This window comes from Acidilobus sp. 7A, assembly GCF_003431325.1.
Lineage (GTDB): Archaea > Thermoproteota > Thermoprotei_A > Sulfolobales > Acidilobaceae > Acidilobus.
The window spans coordinates 1,157,090-1,174,439 of sequence record NZ_CP010515.1 but is presented as its reverse complement, the minus strand read 5'-3'; the positions used below and the strand labels follow the sequence as shown (position 1 = coordinate 1,174,439).

Sequence of the window (17,350 nt, the reverse complement as noted above, 5' to 3'; positions counted from 1 at the left end):
TCGCGCTTCGTGTAACCGCTATGTTTTAAATGCTGCCATCTGATGAACGAAAGGTCCTGGGTGGTTGAGGAGCCTTTTCTTGTTACATGGATCACTCGTGCCGCTCCCCACAGGAGCTACGTCCTGGGCACCTGAGAAGCGCGTTCTTGAGCTCTCGTGTGCCTATTTAGCCTTAAAATGACAGGCTACGTCTATGCATGTGGTGCGAGCTTGCCTAGGGTTGAGGGCGTCGTAGTACCGCTGATAACTCCATTCACGTCAGATGGAAAGGTGGACTATGACGCGTTTGAGTGGCACGTGAAGAGGCTCGTTGATGGTGGTGTCAGCGGCCTCTTCCCGAACTCGACAACAGGGGAGTTCGTGCACGTGACGTTCGACGAGGCCCTTAGGCTAGTGAAGGCCGCTGTGGCCGCGACGCCGTCGAGCATTATGGTCCTCCCGGGCGTCAGCTCCCTTAGGACTGAGGACTCCGTCAGGATGGCAAGGGAGTTCGTGAACGTCGGAGCTGACGGGGTTGTGGTGTTGCCCCCGTTCTTCTTCAGGTCCTCTGAGGAGATAGCCTACAGGCACTTCTCAGCTGTAGCTAAGAGCGTTGACGTCCCAGTGATAATTTATAACAACCCGTTGAACACGGGCGTAGTGGTGCCCGTCAGCACCTACGTTAGACTTGCCTCGGAGTTCAGCAACGTCATGGCTGCAAAGGTCACATATGCAGACTTCTCCTACTTAGTGGAGCTCATAAGGGATGTGAAGGCCGTGAGGAAGGACTTCACAGTACTCACAGGGCTTGACTACATGTTCCTCCCAACCCTCCTTGTGGGCGGGGACGGCGTTGTGCCAGGCCTTGGCAACATAGCGCCGGAGCTCTACGTGGGCCTCTACAGGGCTTTTAACTCGAGGGACTGGGACGGCGTCGTCAGACTGAACAGAGCCGTCCTCCAGCTCAGCAGGCTCTACTGGCTGACTGGCCAGGGCGTCGAGTCGCCTGCCACAATTAAGGCTGTGCTCGAGGCCATAGGAGCTCCAGTGAAGAGGTACGTGAGGGAGCCCCTCAGGCCTCTAAACGATGAGGAGGTTAAGAAAGCCCTGGAGATATTCAACGAGGCGAAGTCGGAGGCCGCAATTAAACAGCGCTCATAATCCTGGCGGCGCCCACGGCTATGCCTATGCCAGCGACAACGGCAAGGACGCCGTAGCTGAAGTAGAGGAGTGGCAGGCTCTCTATTGAGAGCGCCTCCCTGTGGTAATACAGCACAGTGACGTTGTAAAGCTTATAGACGGTCACTGAGTAGGGGGTCCCGTTGACATAACTGAAGCTCAGGTTAGCGAGGAGGAGGTTGCCGCTGCTCAGGTCATAGTAGGACGTCAGGGAGCCCCTGAGAGGCGTAAGACAGGCAACACCGGGCGAGGGGCAGGCTGTTATGTTGGTTATGTTGAGCACCGCAGCCGCGTACAGCTTCCCGTTAAGGTAAATGACCTTGTGGGGCAGCTGCCAGAGGTCTGTGCTGTTAACCACGAACGGCTGGGACGACTCCTCAAACGGCGCTGGTGACACTGAGAGGCCCTGAAGGATTGAAGCCACGTCAGGGGACCCGCCCGTGCGTAGGACGAATACACCCATGACAATCAGTGGAGGGGAGGTCTCGTTGAACCTGACCATTATGAGAGCCCAGCCCGATGAGTTGCTCTGGTAGAGGTGCGAGGTCACATTATAAAAGAGGGCCTCGTAGGTCGGGTTCTCCTCAAGGAAGGACCCAGGGAGGGGGTAGTAGATGGTCAGCTGGGTCAGGGCGAGCCCAAGGTAGAGGCCCAACGCTATAACGCCTACAACTACAAGGGCCACGCCCTCCACAACGGCGGCCCTGTCCAAGCGCGAGCACCCAGGCCAGTGCTGCCAGGGTAGATTTTAAGGGGACTTCAATAGTTTAAATTAATGTTGAACGCTGACAACCCTTGCCCCCTCTGACGGCACCACGACCCAGTGCTGAGGTCTGTGGGGGAACCTCTTAACGTACTCCTGCTCAGCGGCCCTGCCTAGCTGCTCCCCCTTGCCCTTGTCAACTAGGGCTATGGCGGCCCCTCCAAAGCCCGCTCCCGTGAGCCTCGCGCCGTAGGCCCCATGTGAGGTGGCAAACTCCACGAAGAAGTCAAGCTCAGGTACGCTGACCTCGTAGTTTTTAGCTAGGTCCCAATGGGCCTCCGTCAGCAGCCTTCCCGCGGCGCTCACCTCACCGGCCTTGAGCGCGTCCCTGACGGCTACCACCCTTGAGTTCTCCCTTATGACGTAGCCGAGCCTCTTCCTCTGGAGCTCAGTCAGCTTAGACAGCTGGTCCTCGCGGGCGTACTTTGAGGAGCTGATCCCCAGCGCCTTAAGGGCTGACCTGACCACGCTTACCCTCTCTGAGTACTCTGTGCCGGCCACGGCTCTCCTGATGCCAGTGTGAAAAACTAAGAACTCAACGTCACCAGGGACTGGGACGTACTCATAGCTGAGGGTTTCCGTGTCCGTGAATACCGCCTTGCCCTCCCTCCCCATAACTATCGCAAACTGGTCCAGTATGCCGCTGGGGATGCCTAGGAAGTTGTTCTCGGCATCCATGCCAAGCTTGGCCATCCCCAGCCTGTCAAGGCCGAGCCTAGCGACCTCGTTCTGAGCCACAGCTATGGCCATCTCGAGGCTGGCTGAGGAGCTGAGGCCTGAGTTTATCGGTAGGTCACCGCTGAGCCTGCCCGTAAGGTGTATGTACCTGAGCCCCCTCAGCCTGATTGCGCGGTAGACGCCCTTGACGTAGTCAATCCACTTCCCTTCCTTCACTAGCTCGTCTCCAAAGCACAGCTCCTCGTTCATGACCTCAGAGAATATGCAGGTCTTTCCATCAAGCGAGGGCTCCGCTGTAAACGTAGTACCAAGCTGTATGGCTATTGGCATCACGTAGCCGAGCGCGTAGTCCGTGTGCTCCCCTATTACATTAACCCTCCCAGGCGACCTGACGGTTATCATAACCCTGCAGCCAGGCCCTAACTGGGCCGGACCGCCTTAATCTGCTACGGCCCGCAGGTCCCGGCCAGGCCCAGCTTCGAGGCCACCTTATTACACGCCTCACGCAGGAGGGAGGCGTTTTCCTCCGGCACGCTGTCGTAGGTGAAGTCCCACGTCGACATCTCTATGCCTGCCGCGTACTTCAGCTTGTCCCTGTCCCTCAGTATGGGGTAGATCTCCAGGTGCATGTGAAGGAACGGCCACGAGCCCCTCAGGGGCGCCTGGAACAGGTTGAACGTGTAGGGCATCTGCCTTGAGAAGAGGGCGTTAAGGGAGCCCGTCGAGGCCCTAACCGCATCAGCGAAGAGCACAATCTCATCATCGTTAAGCTCCGTTATGTACTGGACATGCCTTCTGGGGTAGATGTGCAGCTCGAAGGGCCAGGAGGCGTAGTATGGCAGGAAGGCCACGAATCCCCTGTTTGAGTAGACCACCCTCTCCTTGATTTTAAGTTCGTCCTCTAATATGTCGCAGAAGACGCACCTATTAAACCTCCTGTAGTACTTCCTGGCGTTATCAGCTATGAGCCTTGGCCTCAGCGGGAGGAAGGGCATAGCATAGTACTGGCCGTGGGGGTGAGTGAGCGAGACGCCCATCTCCTCGCCCTTGTTCCTGAAGATCATAATGTAGATTATCCTCCTGTCGGCCATCTCCCTCTCCGTTACATCCCTCCAGAGCCTGATTACGTTGGAGACCTGCTCTGTGCTGAGCTCATCAAGGTCCTTTATGTTGTGTTCAGGGGTCTCTATGATAACCCCGCATTCTCCATACGCCTGGGCTCTCCTCAGCGGGGGCTCCCCTCCCATGACATTCTCGGAGTCCTTGGAGAGGACGGCGTACCTGTTAGGGAGAACCAGGACGTCCCACCCGTAGCCTGTCTCCTCGGCTCCGGGGCAGAAGGGGCAGTAGCCCTGCGGCCTCCACCTCCTCTGGGCCCTGACACTTGAGACCATTATCCATTGGCCCGTGAGCGGGTTGTACCTGAGCTCCCTCAAGGCGGTCCCCTGAGAGTGGGTTTTCAGGCCAAAATTTACGTCTGGCGAGCTGGACGGTCACCTGAGCCTCAGGGCCCTCACTATATACTTCCTGTCCCCGACCTCCTCAAGCGTCGCAACGCCGAAGCCGCTTCTGTTAATGAGCTCCGCCGCTGTCATAGCGCACTCCTTTATGTCCATCTCAGCCTCAACCCACTCCCCGGCGCTCAGCTTGCCGAACTCCCTGTAGAGGAGTATGGCGGGCTCAGGGCAGTCCAACCCCCTGAGGTCAAGAATTTTGGACGCCTTGTCCTTTATAGCATACCACCTCAAATAATTGTGAAGTGCGCGTAGTTGCAGCCCGTCAGATCCTCGACCTCTATGTTATCTATATCAAAGTGGCTCTCCCTCAGCTGCCTTATCAGCTCCTCGATGGACCTCTCCTGGCCCTGGGCGACCACCTCGACGCTCCCGTCAGGCATATTCTTGGCGTAGCCCCTGAGACCCAGCATGAGCGCGTGCCTCCTCACGTAGGCCCTGAAGCCAACGCCCTGCACGATGCCGGTCACCCTTATCCTCTTGCAGACCTCAGGCACCCTGCACCCCCAGCTCAGCGAGGACGGCCTCATCGTATATATAGTTGGACACGCTCTTCGGCGCGATCACGGCTGGCGAGCCTTTACTGACGACTTCGCCTATTATTGAGGGCGAGTACCCCCTTGAGCTCAGGTCCCTCACTATGTCGTCTGCGACCTGCTCAGGCGCTATTATTATGAAGCCGCCGTTGGTGCCCGCCGTGGCGTTGGGCATTATGAAGTGCTCTGTCGCGAACTTTGAGACTTGCGGGAACAGCAGGGGGACGCTGTCTACCTTTATAGTTACACCTGAGAGCTGCGCCAGCTCCTTTATGACGTAGATGCCGGGTCCCGTCACGTCTGTGGTCGCGGCTATATGCTCGTCAGGGTCATAGCTCTCGCCAATGCGGGGCAGGTACTTCTCTATAACCTCAGCGGCCCCTGCGTTAGGCGTTGATATTATGTTGACGGCCTGCTCCTTCAGCCTCTCCAGCTCCTCAAAGCTTATGCCCTCGCTCTCAAGTTCATCAACTACGCTCTCATCTATGGCAGCTGTCAGGTAAGTGGTTATCGGGGCTAGTTCGCCGAAGGACCTAGTGGCTATGACTTTCATGCCAGGCCTCACCATGTGGTGGAACTGGGGCGGCTGTCTGTCGCTGTAGCCTATCACGGTAGCCCCCATCAGGAGCCTTCCCCTGCCGGGCCCCGGCACGTTCACGAGCTCAGCGTTAATGGACCTCGCGAAGGCCTCGGCGTTCTTTGCCAGCCTCTCCCTCAGCTCCTCGGTAGGCGCGTTCAGGACAGGGGCTATCTTGAGGCCCCTGCGAATTCCTAGCACGAAGAGGTCGTTAAGGGCGTTTGACAGGGCTCCCGAGACCTGCCTCAGGTCAAGGGGGTCAAGCGTTGGATCTATTATGTGCATAGTGTCATTATTAATAGCTATCGCATCATCGCCTCCGGTCGAGGTCACCAGGTCTGCCAGCATGAACTCGTCCTCCTTGAACGGGGTCACTATGGAGTGGCCCTTGCCAATCCTTATGCGAGGGGCGCACCGTGAAAGCGACCTGTACGCAGGCTCAACTTTCAAGGCGAACTTCTCCGGGTCCTCGGCGTCAAGCTGGTAGACCTGTATGAGCACAGCTGCTCTGGCCTCGCGCGAGAGCTTTAAGTTGTGCTCAGCCTCGACGCCGAGCGGCATCACAAGCCTTTCGACTTCGACGTCCCTGTGATCACCCATGAACACGTCAGAGTCCTCCCTCTCAGCTATTTCAAGCGACGAGCCTAGCCTTGGCCTGAGGGCCTTCATGGCTGGGTAGACGACCCTGATGAGATCTACCTTGACCGAGCAGCCAGCAGCGAGCGACATAGGGTCTGCCCCAAGGGACCTGTAGTACGCGGCCATCCGTTTGACCATGCGTAGCTTCTCCCTAACGTCGTCCCTTACCATGGCTCTTCGCGTTAACTTTCTCTAATAGAGAATATAAGCGTTTGTCTATTAAGAGAATGGAAACGCCATTAAAGGCGGGGGCCTGTGCCTGCCCTAGGGGAGGCTTCGGGTGAGGCTCAGGCGGATCACGGAGCTGTCAGCTGAAGGCGTAAGCTTGGAGGCTCTGCTGAACTCCATGAGGAGGCTGCTTAGACAGGGCTCAATGGAGAAGTCAATAGCCGTGGCCGGGTCCAGGGTTGTTGAAGGCCATGATGACTACTGGGCCCTCAGGAGGCTCGGCTGCAGCCTGGCGCCAGTGAGCGAGGGCGCTAGGGAGGAAGGGCCTGTGCCCCTTGATGCGCTGGGCTTCTATGACAACGTGAAGGCGCCGGAGCTCAGGGTCTACAGGGACGTAGTTGAGCTGCTCACTGCTGACAGGCCGACGCCCCTAGTCATGATCAAGGGGGACTGGGGCAAGGGCGTGAGGGTCTGGGCGAAGCTCGAGTGGTACAACCCCCTCAGCCTGAGCATAAAGGACAGGACAGCCTTCAGCATACTGAGCGAGGCCCTTGCCGGGGGCCAGGGGGCCAAGGCTGTCTATGAGGTCTCCTCCTCCAACACGGGCGTGGCCCTGGCGGCGCTGTCAGCAGCCATGGGGCTGAGGGCCAGGATTTACGTGCCGACCACAGCCGAGGGCTTTGGGCCGGCCATGCTGAAAATTCTCGGCGCCGAAGTGGTAACGAGGGGCTCCTCGACCGTCGAGGCCCTCCCGTCGGCTATGAAGGAGGCTGAGGTGGATGGCGCAATAATGCCCAACCAGTTCACCAACATCGCTAACCCGCTGGTGCACGTGGCCGCGACTGCTAAGGAGATAGAGGCGCAGGCCAACTTCCTTGGGCTCAAGCTGAGAGGGGTAGCGGCCTCAATGGGCACAGGGGGGCACGCAGCCGGCATATCGTTCTACTTCAAGAACAGGAGGCCTGATGTCAGGGTAATTGGGGTACAGCCGGCCGAGGGGAGTCATATACCGGGCATAAGGAGGCAGGACATTTCAAAGTGGTGGCCGTTCCCGGAGAGGCCTGACGTCATAGTTGATGTCACCGAGGAGGAGGCCATGGAGACCGCTATAAGCGTCGCCAGGTCCAACGGGCTGCTCTTCGGCGTGAGCGGAGGGGCGGCGCTGGCCGGCCTCCTTAAGATTAGTGGCGTCGAAGAGGGGGATTACATAGTGGTAGTGCCAGACCACGGCATTAAGTACCTGGAGCGCTACTTGGCTGAGCTAGAGCGAAGCGTCTCATCGCCTTAAAGCGACTGGAAACAGCGAGCATAAGGGAGTGCAGACTTTTGTGGGAGAGGGAGATAGAGGCCATAGATAGCGCCGTTAATGCGCTTAGACAGCTCCCCCTTATAGTCAGAGTAGATAACGTCGGCAGAATAGCAGTCCTAGGGGACGTACATGGCTATGCCGACGTGGTGGACAGGTTTGAACAGCTTGTTGATGAGTTCTCGGCAGACAAGGCCATAATGCTTGGGGACTATGTTGACAGGGGCCCCAACAGCATTCAAACAATTTTAAAGGTGCTAGAGCTGGTCTCAGCGGAGCCGAGGAAGTTCATACCGCTGAGAGGCGACCACGAGGACCCAAGGATGAACGAGGGCTACGGCTTCTATGAGGAGGTGCTCTACGCGGGCGCAACGGACCTCTACTCCCATGTAGTCGAAGCCTATATGAACATGCCGTTAGCGGCGGTGGGCCTGGGGTCCCTCATGGTTCACGGAGGCATCCCATGTGTCAGCTGTGAGAGGCCTGACAGGCCGGCCCTTCTCAGTGACATAGAGCGCTACTACGCCCAGGTGAAGGGCACTAGGCGCTACCTGGAGCTCTCGGACGGCATAATATTCCAGATGGTTTGGAATGACCCGAGCTTGGAGCCATACCACTTTGAGCCTAACATCAGGGGGCCTGGGATATACTATTATGGAAGGCCTGCGTGGAGCTCCTTCCTTAGGGCCAACGGTCTCAACCTAATAGTGAGAGGTCACGAGGTCGTCGATGGGCTTAGAATATCAAAGGGCGATGGAAGGCTGGTAGAGGGCATCAAGTGCGACTCCTGGACAAGCCTCCGCGAGGTTGAGGGGAGCGTCATAACTGTGTTCTCAAGTAGGTACCACGGCGGCAGGGCCGGCTCAATACTGATTGACAGTGACGGGGTTACGTTCAAGTGCCTGTGAGTTTCCCTGCACTTGACCTAGCAGCCTCCCCTTCCATGATATAGGCCTCAGCCTTGAACTTATGAAGCCCCACGTCACGAGTGCGCCAGCCAGCGGGGAGGCCAGGAACCAGGCCCCGCTTATGCCTTCCACCCTCTGCCCCACGGCTGCAAAGGCCGCCTGGGCGGCGTAGGTTAAGAGGGGTCCCAGCGCTGCAAAGGGGCCTAGGAGTGCCATGGGAATGGCGGCGAAGGGCCATAACATTAGAAGGGCGACCCCCGCTGAGAAGGCCAGGTATGATGGCATGCTCATGCCTGCCGCGGCTGAGTACGAGACCCTCCTCACGAGGTTCACGAACTGGCCCGCGTCATCCCATGACATAACTCTGAGGTGCTCCCTGGCATCGTAGGCCGTGAGCCTGAAGCCCCTCTCCTTCAGCTTAACCGCAAGGGTCCTGTCCTCAACGACGGACTGCCTGACCTGCGCCATGCCGCCTGACTCCCAGAACGAGTAGGGGTCTATGGACCAGCAGCAGCCGAACATCATTGAGTGCCTGTCCCTTGGGTTGAGCGCCCTGTCGAAGCCAAAGAAGCCGTGAACTATTGAGGTGAGGAACGGCTGCGTCAGCCTGCAGAGGCCGGAAGTGCAGGTAAACCTCGGCTCAAAGGCCACCAGCTCCCCAGGGCGCACAGAGGAGGCAGCCGCAAGCACGGGGCCCAGGTCACCGCTCACGTCGGCGTCAAGGAACAGCAGGGATGAGCTGATGCCCGCCCTGCTGGCGCCCAGCTCCACGGCGTAGGGCTTCGGCAGCCATCCCCAAGGAGTCCCATCAACCCTTATCACCCTTAGGCGCGTGCCCCTGAGGTAGCTCATGGCGACTTCAACTGTCCTGTCGTTGCTCTGATCGTCAACTAATATGACATCACTGACAGGAACCCTTGAGAGCGACTCCGCGAGCCACCTGATCCTGCTCTCCTCGTTCCTGGCGGGCACTATGACGGTGACAGGCCTTTGGAGCTCGAGCTTATCAAGGGGTCTGAGAGCTCTGACGCTCTTCCTCGCCTTAATTGTGCCATAGACGTAGATTGCGATGGCAGCGAGCGATATAAGCCAATCAAGCGCCAGAGCCGCTAACCTGGGCGACATCAGGCCTCAGCCAGCTTCTCCAGGACCTGCCTGAGCTCGTTAGGGCTGGGCACGTAGTACTTGGCCTTGCTCGGGCCATAGCCAACCTTGACTGTAACAGAGCCCTGGGGCAGCGAGGCAAAGAGGTCCTCGTCGTCGCCTGAGTCGCCAGCGGCAAATATGAAGTCATAGTTGCCGCGCGACAGCCAGTTCATGGCGGCCCTTGACTTGGAGAGGCCGGCGAGCCTCACCTCTATTGCCATAGGCGCCTTCACGACGGCCAGGTTAGGGTGCACCGCTATAAACCTAGACAGGAGGTCCATCAGCTCGTTGGCCCTCGCGCTTCCAAGCTCCCCAGGCACGTTGCGGTAGTGCCACGTCACCGAGAAGTCCTTCTCCTCAACATAGGAGCCCGGCGTCCTCTTGGTAAACGCCGTCAGCACCTTAATGACCTCCTGCTTCCAGCTCGTGTCGACGTTTGAGACGCCCTGAACCCACCTGCCGTCCATGTAGATCCAGCCGCCGTTCTCTGCCGCCATGTCAATGTTTTTAACGCCCCCAAGCATGGACTCTATGGAGGTCCTTGACCTGCTGGTTACAACCACCACCTTAGTGTTGGGCTTGCTCGCAAGCGCCGAGAGCAGTGAGAGCAGCTCGTCGTCAGGCCTCGCCATCCAGAAGAAAGGTGCCATCGGCACAAGGGTACCGTCATAGTCTAGGAACAGTATCCTGCCCCTTGACGCGATGAAGGAGCTTATGACCATGGAGAGCTGGACCCCCGTGAGCCTCCTTGTGATGGCCTCCTCCATCTCAGCGGCCTGGACCTTCTTGAAGTTAAGCAGTGACGCGAGGAAGTCGTAGGACCACGCGCTAACGTCATAGCTCGAGACCCTGCCCTCGAGCGACGCCATCCTGTTGGTGCGCTCGTAGTCGCTCATCTCAAGGGCCCTCTTTATGGCATCTGCAACACCTTCATAGTCGTTGGGGTTGACAACTATAGCCTCCACGAGCTCGCTTGCGGCGCCGGCCCCCTCGCTTACTATTAGAACTCCGTTGCGGTTCACGTTAGCAGCCACGTACTCCTTTGCGACCAGATTCATGCCGTCCCTGAGGGGCGTTATCAGGGCCACGTCGGCCAGCCTGTAGAGGGCCAACAGCTCGTCGTCGGGGACGAACCTGCGCATATATATTACTGGAGTCCACTCGAGCGTCGAGAACTGCCCGTTTATTTCACTGACGAGCTCGTTTATCTCCCTCTTGAGCCTGGCGTACTCCTCGACGCGCTCGCGAGACGGTGAGACGACGAAGATGTAGGAAACCTTGCCCCTGTACTCTGGGTACTTCTCGAGGAACCTCTTGAAGGCCCTCAGCCTCTCCGGCAGGCCCTTGGTGTAGTCAAGTCTATCTATGGAGAATATCACCTTGACGCTTCCGAGCCTCTGCGTCAGCTCGTTGAACTTCTTCGTCACGGCCTCGCTCATGGAGGCCGCCCTGAGCCTGTTGAAGTCAACCCCCATTGGAAAGACGTCCACCTTGATGCTCCTCTCGCCGTACTTTAGCTCACCCAGGTAGTGCTCAATCCCAAGTATCCTCCTGACGCTTTCGAGGAAGTAGTTCATGTAGTCGTAGGTGTGGAACCCTATCAGGTCAGCGCCCAGGAGGCCCCGCAGCACTTCCTCCCTCCACGGCAGCTGACGGAAGACCTCGAATGAGGGGAAGGGTATGTGAAGGAAGAAGCCCATAGGAACGTCGTCCCCGAGTCTCTCCCTCAGCATTGAGGGGAGCAGCATGAGGTGGTAGTCGTGCACCCATACTATGTCGCCTCTCCTGTAGGAGCGGGCCACCACGTCTGCGAACTTCTCATTGACCTCCCTGTACCAGGTCCAGTAATCCTTGTCAAATGAGGCCCTTTCTATGAAGTAATGAAAGAGTGGCCATATGGTGCTGTTGCAGAAGCCCTCATAGTAGCCCTCGATCTCTTTAGATGTCAGCCACACGGGTATTACGTTTCTTTGCTGTAGCGCCTTGGTTATTGAGCCCTTCAGATCGCCCGCGGCCTCCTCGCTAAGGCCTGGCCACCCGGCCCATGTAGCTACCCCCTCCTCCAGGAGCGACCTCATCCCAGTGGCCAGGCCGCCGGTGCTGGGGCTTAGGGCTACCTGCCCCTTGGAGTCCACCCTGACAGTGAAGGGCAGCCTATTGGAGACTAGCAACAGCCTTGACGTGCCCAGCAGGTAGCGTATGTCTGAGGCCATCATGTCCCCTTGAATTAGCGGCCGCTTGGAGGGATAAATGCTATGCTTGCAACGAGGCGCCCGGTGCGAGCTTGGAGGTAGGGGACGCCTTAGAAAGGGCGAGGAGGCTTGCCGACCTGAACGCTGTCGTGACGCTAAACGACAAGGCGGAGGTCGAGGCTAGGGCCGCCGAGAGGAGGGGGCTAAGGCCTGTCCCCATAGCCGTGAAGGACATCATATACACCAAGGGCCTCAGGACCACCATGGGCTCCAGGCTCTTCAAGGACTACGTGCCGACCTACGACGCCAGCGTGGTAGCTAGGCTGAAGAGGGCAGGCCTCATTATAATAGGCAAGACCAATACGCATGAGTTCGCCTCAGGTGCGACTACGACTTCTTCTGTCTTTGGACCCACTAGGAACCCACTTGACAAAGAAAGGATAGCAGGCGGCAGCAGCGGGGGAAGCGCGGCGGCTGTGGCTGCCGGCATAGTTGACGTGGCCATAGGCACCGACACCGCCGGCTCTGTAAGGATACCCGCGTCCCTCTGCGGGGTCATCGGATTCAGGCCGTCCAGCGGCTCAACGCCGAAGAGGGGCGTGTTCCCGCTCTCGCCCACCTTCGACGAGGTTGGCATACTTGCGTCGAGCATTGATGCCGTCGAGGAGGTTTTCAAAGTGATAGCTGGCAGGAAGGGGAGGAGGGCTGAGGCGCGCCGCCAGCTGAGGCTGGGGGTCCCTGAAGGGCTCATAATGGCTGAGAGGGACGTTGAGAGGGCCTTTTATGATATAGTCACAAGGCTTAACGCGAGCTCTGTTAAGATGCCCCTCACAGAGGGCAGGGGAAGGGAGGCCTTCACCGTGATAAGGCTGTCTGAGGCCTCGGCGGTGCACCTACCATTTAAGGACGTGTGGGGGGAGTACTTCCCTGACGTCAGGAGGCTCATTGAGAGGGGGCTAACCTATAGAGCTGTTGACTACGTGGGCGCCCTAGAGGTTATGAGGAGGGCCAGGGAGGAGTTCATGAAGGTGATGAGGGACCTGGAAGCCCTCCTGCTGCCGTCAACTGCGGTGCCGGCGCCGCGCATAGACGAGGTGCTTGGGCGTGAGGATGGGCCTATAAGGGACCTGCTCACAGGCAACTCGTGGCTTGCCCCACTGGTGGGGGCGCCAGCGATCTCGCTGCCACTTATGAGAGTCGGCGGCCTGCCCGTCGGTCTACAGGTTATTGGGAAGCCTGGGCAGGACTTGGAGCTAATCGACGTGGCCAGGGCACTACTTAACGCTGTATAAAAATAAATATAATAAGGAAAAAGATAGTATAGGACGCAGCCGTAGGGTCAGCATAAGTGGGCAAGTAAAGCAGGCTAACAGTAACGACGCTACTGGCCAACGAAGACCTGCGCTTGTATTGGGTTCTCGCCAACCCGCACATCGTTGGACGTTGCATCTAATGCGCCTTTTGTAGTCGTTATCTTATCGCTTAGGTGGGAACTGCTTCAGAGGAAGGAGTAGCCATAAACTTTTTTGATAATCAATGTACAGCGTCCGCTTTTATGCTCAAGGGAGTGCCTGGGCAACCTTAAATTGTTAATGAAGGACCTTCTGTATCCACCGTCCGCCAAAACTTAAAAGCGGCTTCGTGTAAGCTATCAACGACAACGTAGGTGAATTCAATGGAGATGCCAGTAAGGCTGACAAGCCCTGCCATAATAATTCACGGGGGCGCTGGCGCCTGGAGGAACGCCGACGTAAATGCCGTGAAGAGGGCTATAGAGGAGGCCCTCAGCAGGGGCCTTGAGGCCTCCAGGACGGGCAGCAGCGTTGAGATGGTTGTCGAGGCCGTCGCGTCAATGGAGGACTCAGGAGTCTTCGACGCGGGAGTGGGCTCCGTGCTTGACCTCAGCGGCCGCGTCACCATGGACGCAGCTGTCATGAGGGGCAGCGACCTGAGGGCTGGAGCGGTGGCAGCAGTGACCTACGCTAAGAACCCCGTCAGGCTTGCAAAGGTCGTGCTTGAGAGGACTCCTCACGTCATGATAGTTGGGGGCTGGGCTGACGAGCTTGCCAGGAAGGTCGGGCTTGAGCCTTTCCCAGGCCCAAGCAGCAGGTCGGTCGAGAGGTGGAGGCAGCTCAAGGAGAGCGGAGGCGATGGCGACGAGTTAGCTAAGAGGTGGATCGAGCTCGCGAGGCAGCTGGGCCTTGACACGGTGGGCGCCGCGGCCCTTGACTCGCAGGGCACGCTGGCGGCCGCCGTCAGCACTGGCGGCGTCATAATGAAGTTCCCGGGCAGAGTGGGGGACTCGCCGGTAGTCGGGGCCGGCCTCTACGCTGACAAGCTCTCAGCCTTCGTGGCCACGGGCGTCGGGGAGTACATAATCTCCCTTGGCCTAAGCCTCAGGGCCTCCATAGTTTACTCGATGACGAGGGACATAGTGAGCGCTGTGGAGTCCCAGGTAAGACTTATCACAGAGGCGTTTGGCGCTGGGACGGCCGGCCTCATAGGCATTGACTACCAGGGAAACGCGTGGGGGAGCGCCAATACAAACGCAATGCCATGGGGCGTGGCTGACAGGGGCAGGTCGCTGGTGCTTGGCATGCCTTGATCGCACAGCTTATCGAAAAGTTTTTCAGTTTACTTTGCTGAAGGCTGGAGTACTGTAAGTGGGAGCCTTTTTATGCGGTTAAACTTTAAATACTCTCGAATAAAAGGGTAGCCCTGAGCTTCGCGGGTGGTTTTATGAGCGGTAGGCATATAAGGGGTACAAGCTCCAGGAGTTCTATCTCAACGACGGCCCTCGCGGCAATAATCGTCGTGATAGTTGTCGTGGCGGCGGTAGGGGGCTACCTCGCATACGTGAGCAGCAGGCACCACGTCGTGACGACAACCACTACAACCACAACGACCACAACTTCTACACCAACAATCACTCCAACTACAACCACGACAACCACTACAACCACAACGACCACAACTTCTACGCCAAGCATGTCGCCCGCGGCCGTGAGCTCTTACACGACGACGGCAGGGGCACCTATATCACTGACAGTGTCAGCTTTTAAGCCATCCCCAGGCAGCTACCTGTTAATCTACACAGGCAACGGGTCAATAATTAACACCACCCAAGGCTATGCAAACCTCTACTATAAGTACCCTGGCCACTACCTGGTGTACTATGCGGTCTACAGCAACGGCCAGCTCGTCGGCAGCTCGCAGGGCAACCTGATTGAGGTGCTCGTGACGCCTCCGCAGTTCAACGAGAGCTACGCCCAGCTGGTGACAGTTCCAGTGATAACCCTGGTGAGCCCTACGACGCCCGTGGTGTCCGTGGGCCAGGCCATAAACCTCAGCGCTGGCTTCCTGCAGCCCCCCTCTGGGGTCAACATGACAATTGAGGAGTACGTCTGGGACTTCGGCAACGGCACTACACTGACAATACCGTCTGTCAATGGCACGGGCTACGCTGTCCAGGTCTGGCTCACGGGCTCTGGCAACACGACCTACCTGGAGCCGAAGGAGAGGTTCGTGAGCGTTTCATACAGCTCCCCAGGGCTATACGCCGTGTCGCTGACTGTAGTGACAGAGAACATAACAACGGGGGCAACGTACAGCTACACAGCATATTACACAATAGCCGTCAGCTCGCCAACGATGCCCTTCTCGCTCTTCAGGCCCCTCATCTCAGTGCCTAACCCAGGCACGATAGTGGTGGCCGAGAACGTGCCAGGAGGTCCATATAGCTTCGACCCTGACATAGACTATGAGAGCGTGGGCTTTGAGGTCATATCTAACATTTACGGCACTCTCATACAGTACTACGGCGCCAACACCACCAAGTTCATACCGGAGCTGGCTGAGTACGTACCAACCGTAGGCCATGGCATAAACTCCAACTACACTGAGTACACGTTCCAGCTGAGGCCTGGTCTCAGGGCGTCAAACGGCGACCCGATAACAGCTTATGACGTCTGGTACAGCGTCATAAGGGACATACTGTGCGCAGGAGGCACGCCAGGCACCCCAGGGTGGATACTGACACAGTACCTGATACCCAACTACGTGCCCTTCACCTTCGTTGTCACTGCCCCTAACGACACCCAGGGCGCGGAGGAGATAATCAACGCAGTAAGCTACAACAACGCCACTAACACAGTCACGTTCCACCTGGCGGCACCAACGTCGCCAGAGGCGTTCTTCACAGCAGTAGCTGACCCGCTGGGCGGCGGCGTGCTTGACGCCAAGTGGCTTGAGCAGGTTGGCGACGGCATAAACTTCACCGGACTGTATGACCACAACATGACCCAGCTGGCCGAGGCCTTCTACAGCTACGAGCAGACGTGCAACGAGGGCAACTATAACACCCAGGTCCAGTGGCCCTCTGGTCAGTCAGCTGGCTTCACCGGTCCCTACTATGTGGCCGTCTACACGCCTGGCCAGAGCGTGGTCCTCAAGCCCAACCCCTACTGGCCAAACAACATAACGTACTTCCCGAGGCCGAACACCACAGTTGAAATAGAGTGGGTCAAGGACCCGACGACGGCCTACGAGATATTCGCCTCAGGCCAGGCTGACATAGTCACGGGCCTGCCCAGCAGCTTCATACCGAGCCTCGAGAGCCTCGAGTCACAGGGCCAGGCGAACCTCTACGAGTTCCCAACGCTGAGCGAGTTCTTCTTTGTATTCACTATTAACGTCAGCCAGAGCGCCCTGCACTCAATGAATCCGTCGTACACGATACCCAGCTGGTACTTCGCCAACCCGCTCGTGAGGGAGGCGTTCGCCTACGCCTTCAACTACACCGAGTACATAAACGACATAGTTGGCAACGTAAAGTACCACTTCAACTTCGGCAGCCCGTACTGCGGCGTCCTGATACCAGGGCTTAACTACTACTTCCCGCCGTCTGAGCTCACCGGCTGCCCGACGTTCAACCTCACCTACGCAAAGCAGCTGCTCGAGGAGAGCGGCTTCTACAACATAAAGGTGTACTTCCCAATAGTAGTCTCAAGCGGCGACACCACCGACTACACTGCAGCAGAGATGTGGGCCTCCGCACTGCATAACATAGACCCCAACATAGTTGCCGTGCCGATATACCTGCCGTTCTCAACAATAATATCCGACGAGCTTCCAGGTCAGAACCCAATGGCCATATACTACTTGGGCTGGATAGCCGACTACCCGCTGGCCTCAGACTTCATAAACGCTATGTATGAGCAGGGAGGCACCTACCCAGCACCTGACGGCTGGAACGTGACCTACCTCGAGGACCTCAGCTCCTACTTCAACGCGTCAAAGGTGAGCTGGCCAGGGCTCAACACAAGCATGGAGCCCGAGATAGGCAAGTGGCTGTGGCAGGAGGCCATGGAGTACCAGCAGCTCAACAACATGATAGCACAGGCCGACGCCGCAGAGCTCGCCAACAACGTGACGGCAGCGACTACCTACTACAAGGAGGCAGAGGACACGGCGATCAACCTGTACATGTACGTCTACACGATACAGCAGAACTACTACTGGGTCGTCAAGCCCTACATGCACGGCTACATGGGCATGATATCGTGGGAGGAGAACCCGATGGTTGGCGGTGCTGGCGACAGCTGGTACTTCTGGTGGGTCAAAGGTTAACCTTACGCAGCAATTAAATAAAAGCTGATGTTAAGTTTTTTATATTTTCCGTAATAGTTCGTGGGGTCAAACTTTTAAGGCCCCATTCTGAGTCCCTAAGCGTCCGGGGGGAGCTAAGATAAACCTTTGGCAGTATA

Annotated in this window: 14 protein-coding genes; 6 read left to right on the top strand and 8 right to left on the bottom strand. The window is 57.8% G+C overall.

The annotated features are described in order from the left end of the window. Positions 1–210 precede the first annotated feature (210 nt). Positions 211–1,140: a dihydrodipicolinate synthase family protein gene (locus SE86_RS05910; protein WP_158543145.1), complete on the top strand. Its 930-nt coding sequence runs from the start codon at positions 211–213 to the stop codon at positions 1,138–1,140. On the opposite strand, the gene SE86_RS05905 is transcribed toward SE86_RS05910, so the two are convergent. From SE86_RS05905 to SE86_RS05880, 6 genes are read right to left on the bottom strand one after another with little or no spacing between them, the layout of a single operon-like run. Then, a complete protein-coding gene (locus SE86_RS05905) occupies positions 1,124–1,870 on the bottom strand; it encodes a hypothetical protein (RefSeq protein ID WP_117354690.1) in 747 nt (248 codons plus the stop codon). The genes SE86_RS05910 and SE86_RS05905 overlap by 17 nt on opposite strands. A 60-nt stretch (positions 1,871–1,930) precedes the next feature. Next, positions 1,931–3,001 (bottom strand): galactokinase, encoded by a 1,071-nt coding sequence (locus tag SE86_RS05900; protein ID WP_117354689.1) that lies wholly within the window; start codon positions 2,999–3,001, stop codon positions 1,931–1,933. A 44-nt stretch (positions 3,002–3,045) separates the two neighbouring features. After that, a complete protein-coding gene (gene galT / locus SE86_RS05895) occupies positions 3,046–4,035 on the bottom strand; it encodes a galactose-1-phosphate uridylyltransferase (RefSeq protein ID WP_117354688.1) in 990 nt (329 codons plus the stop codon). A gap of 57 nt (positions 4,036–4,092) precedes the next feature. Next, a complete protein-coding gene (locus SE86_RS05890) occupies positions 4,093–4,347 on the bottom strand; it encodes a sulfurtransferase TusA family protein (protein ID WP_211096523.1) in 255 nt (84 codons plus the stop codon). After that, positions 4,344–4,610: an acylphosphatase gene (locus SE86_RS05885; RefSeq protein WP_211096522.1), complete on the bottom strand. Its 267-nt coding sequence runs from the start codon at positions 4,608–4,610 to the stop codon at positions 4,344–4,346. Before SE86_RS05885 ends, SE86_RS05890 begins: the two co-directional genes overlap by 4 nt. Then, the gene (locus tag SE86_RS05880; protein ID WP_117354685.1) at positions 4,603–6,036 is read right to left on the bottom strand and encodes a SelD-related putative sulfur metabolism protein; all 1,434 of its coding nucleotides are present in this window, start codon (positions 6,034–6,036) and stop codon (positions 4,603–4,605) included. The genes SE86_RS05885 and SE86_RS05880 overlap by 8 nt, the downstream gene beginning before the upstream one ends. A gap of 154 nt (positions 6,037–6,190) precedes the next feature. Here SE86_RS05880 and SE86_RS05875 point away from each other — a divergent pair, with 154 nt between their 5' ends. Both SE86_RS05875 and SE86_RS05870 read left to right on the top strand, forming a co-directional pair. Beyond that, entirely contained in the window at positions 6,191–7,321 is a 1,131-nt protein-coding gene (locus tag SE86_RS05875) for a pyridoxal-phosphate dependent enzyme (RefSeq protein WP_148666788.1), read from the top strand. 38 nt (positions 7,322–7,359) lie between these two features. After that, positions 7,360–8,247: a metallophosphoesterase gene (locus SE86_RS05870; RefSeq protein WP_158543143.1), complete on the top strand. Its 888-nt coding sequence runs from the start codon at positions 7,360–7,362 to the stop codon at positions 8,245–8,247. Here the strand turns inward: SE86_RS05870 and SE86_RS05865 are convergent. Together SE86_RS05865 and SE86_RS05860 are read right to left on the bottom strand one after the other, a co-directional pair. Beyond that, positions 8,203–9,372: a glycosyltransferase family 2 protein gene (locus SE86_RS05865; RefSeq protein WP_117354682.1), complete on the bottom strand. Its 1,170-nt coding sequence runs from the start codon at positions 9,370–9,372 to the stop codon at positions 8,203–8,205. The genes SE86_RS05870 and SE86_RS05865 overlap by 45 nt on opposite strands. After that, the gene (locus SE86_RS05860; RefSeq protein ID WP_211096521.1) at positions 9,372–11,606 is read right to left on the bottom strand and encodes a bifunctional alpha,alpha-trehalose-phosphate synthase (UDP-forming)/trehalose-phosphatase; all 2,235 of its coding nucleotides are present in this window, start codon (positions 11,604–11,606) and stop codon (positions 9,372–9,374) included. The genes SE86_RS05865 and SE86_RS05860 overlap by 1 nt, the downstream gene beginning before the upstream one ends. Positions 11,607–11,677: 71 nt before the next feature. Between SE86_RS05860 and SE86_RS05855 the strand changes: the two genes are divergently transcribed. From SE86_RS05855 to SE86_RS05845, 3 genes are all read left to right on the top strand, one after another. Continuing rightward, a complete protein-coding gene (locus SE86_RS05855; RefSeq protein WP_117354680.1) occupies positions 11,678–12,877 on the top strand; it encodes an amidase in 1,200 nt (399 codons plus the stop codon). Positions 12,878–13,260: 383 nt separating this feature from the next. After that, positions 13,261–14,190, top strand: coding sequence for an isoaspartyl peptidase/L-asparaginase (locus SE86_RS05850; protein WP_117354679.1), 930 nt, complete (start codon positions 13,261–13,263; stop codon positions 14,188–14,190). Positions 14,191–14,324: 134 nt separating this feature from the next. Then, positions 14,325–17,213, top strand: coding sequence for an ABC transporter substrate-binding protein (locus SE86_RS05845; RefSeq protein ID WP_117354678.1), 2,889 nt, complete (start codon positions 14,325–14,327; stop codon positions 17,211–17,213). Positions 17,214–17,350 lie beyond the last annotated feature (137 nt).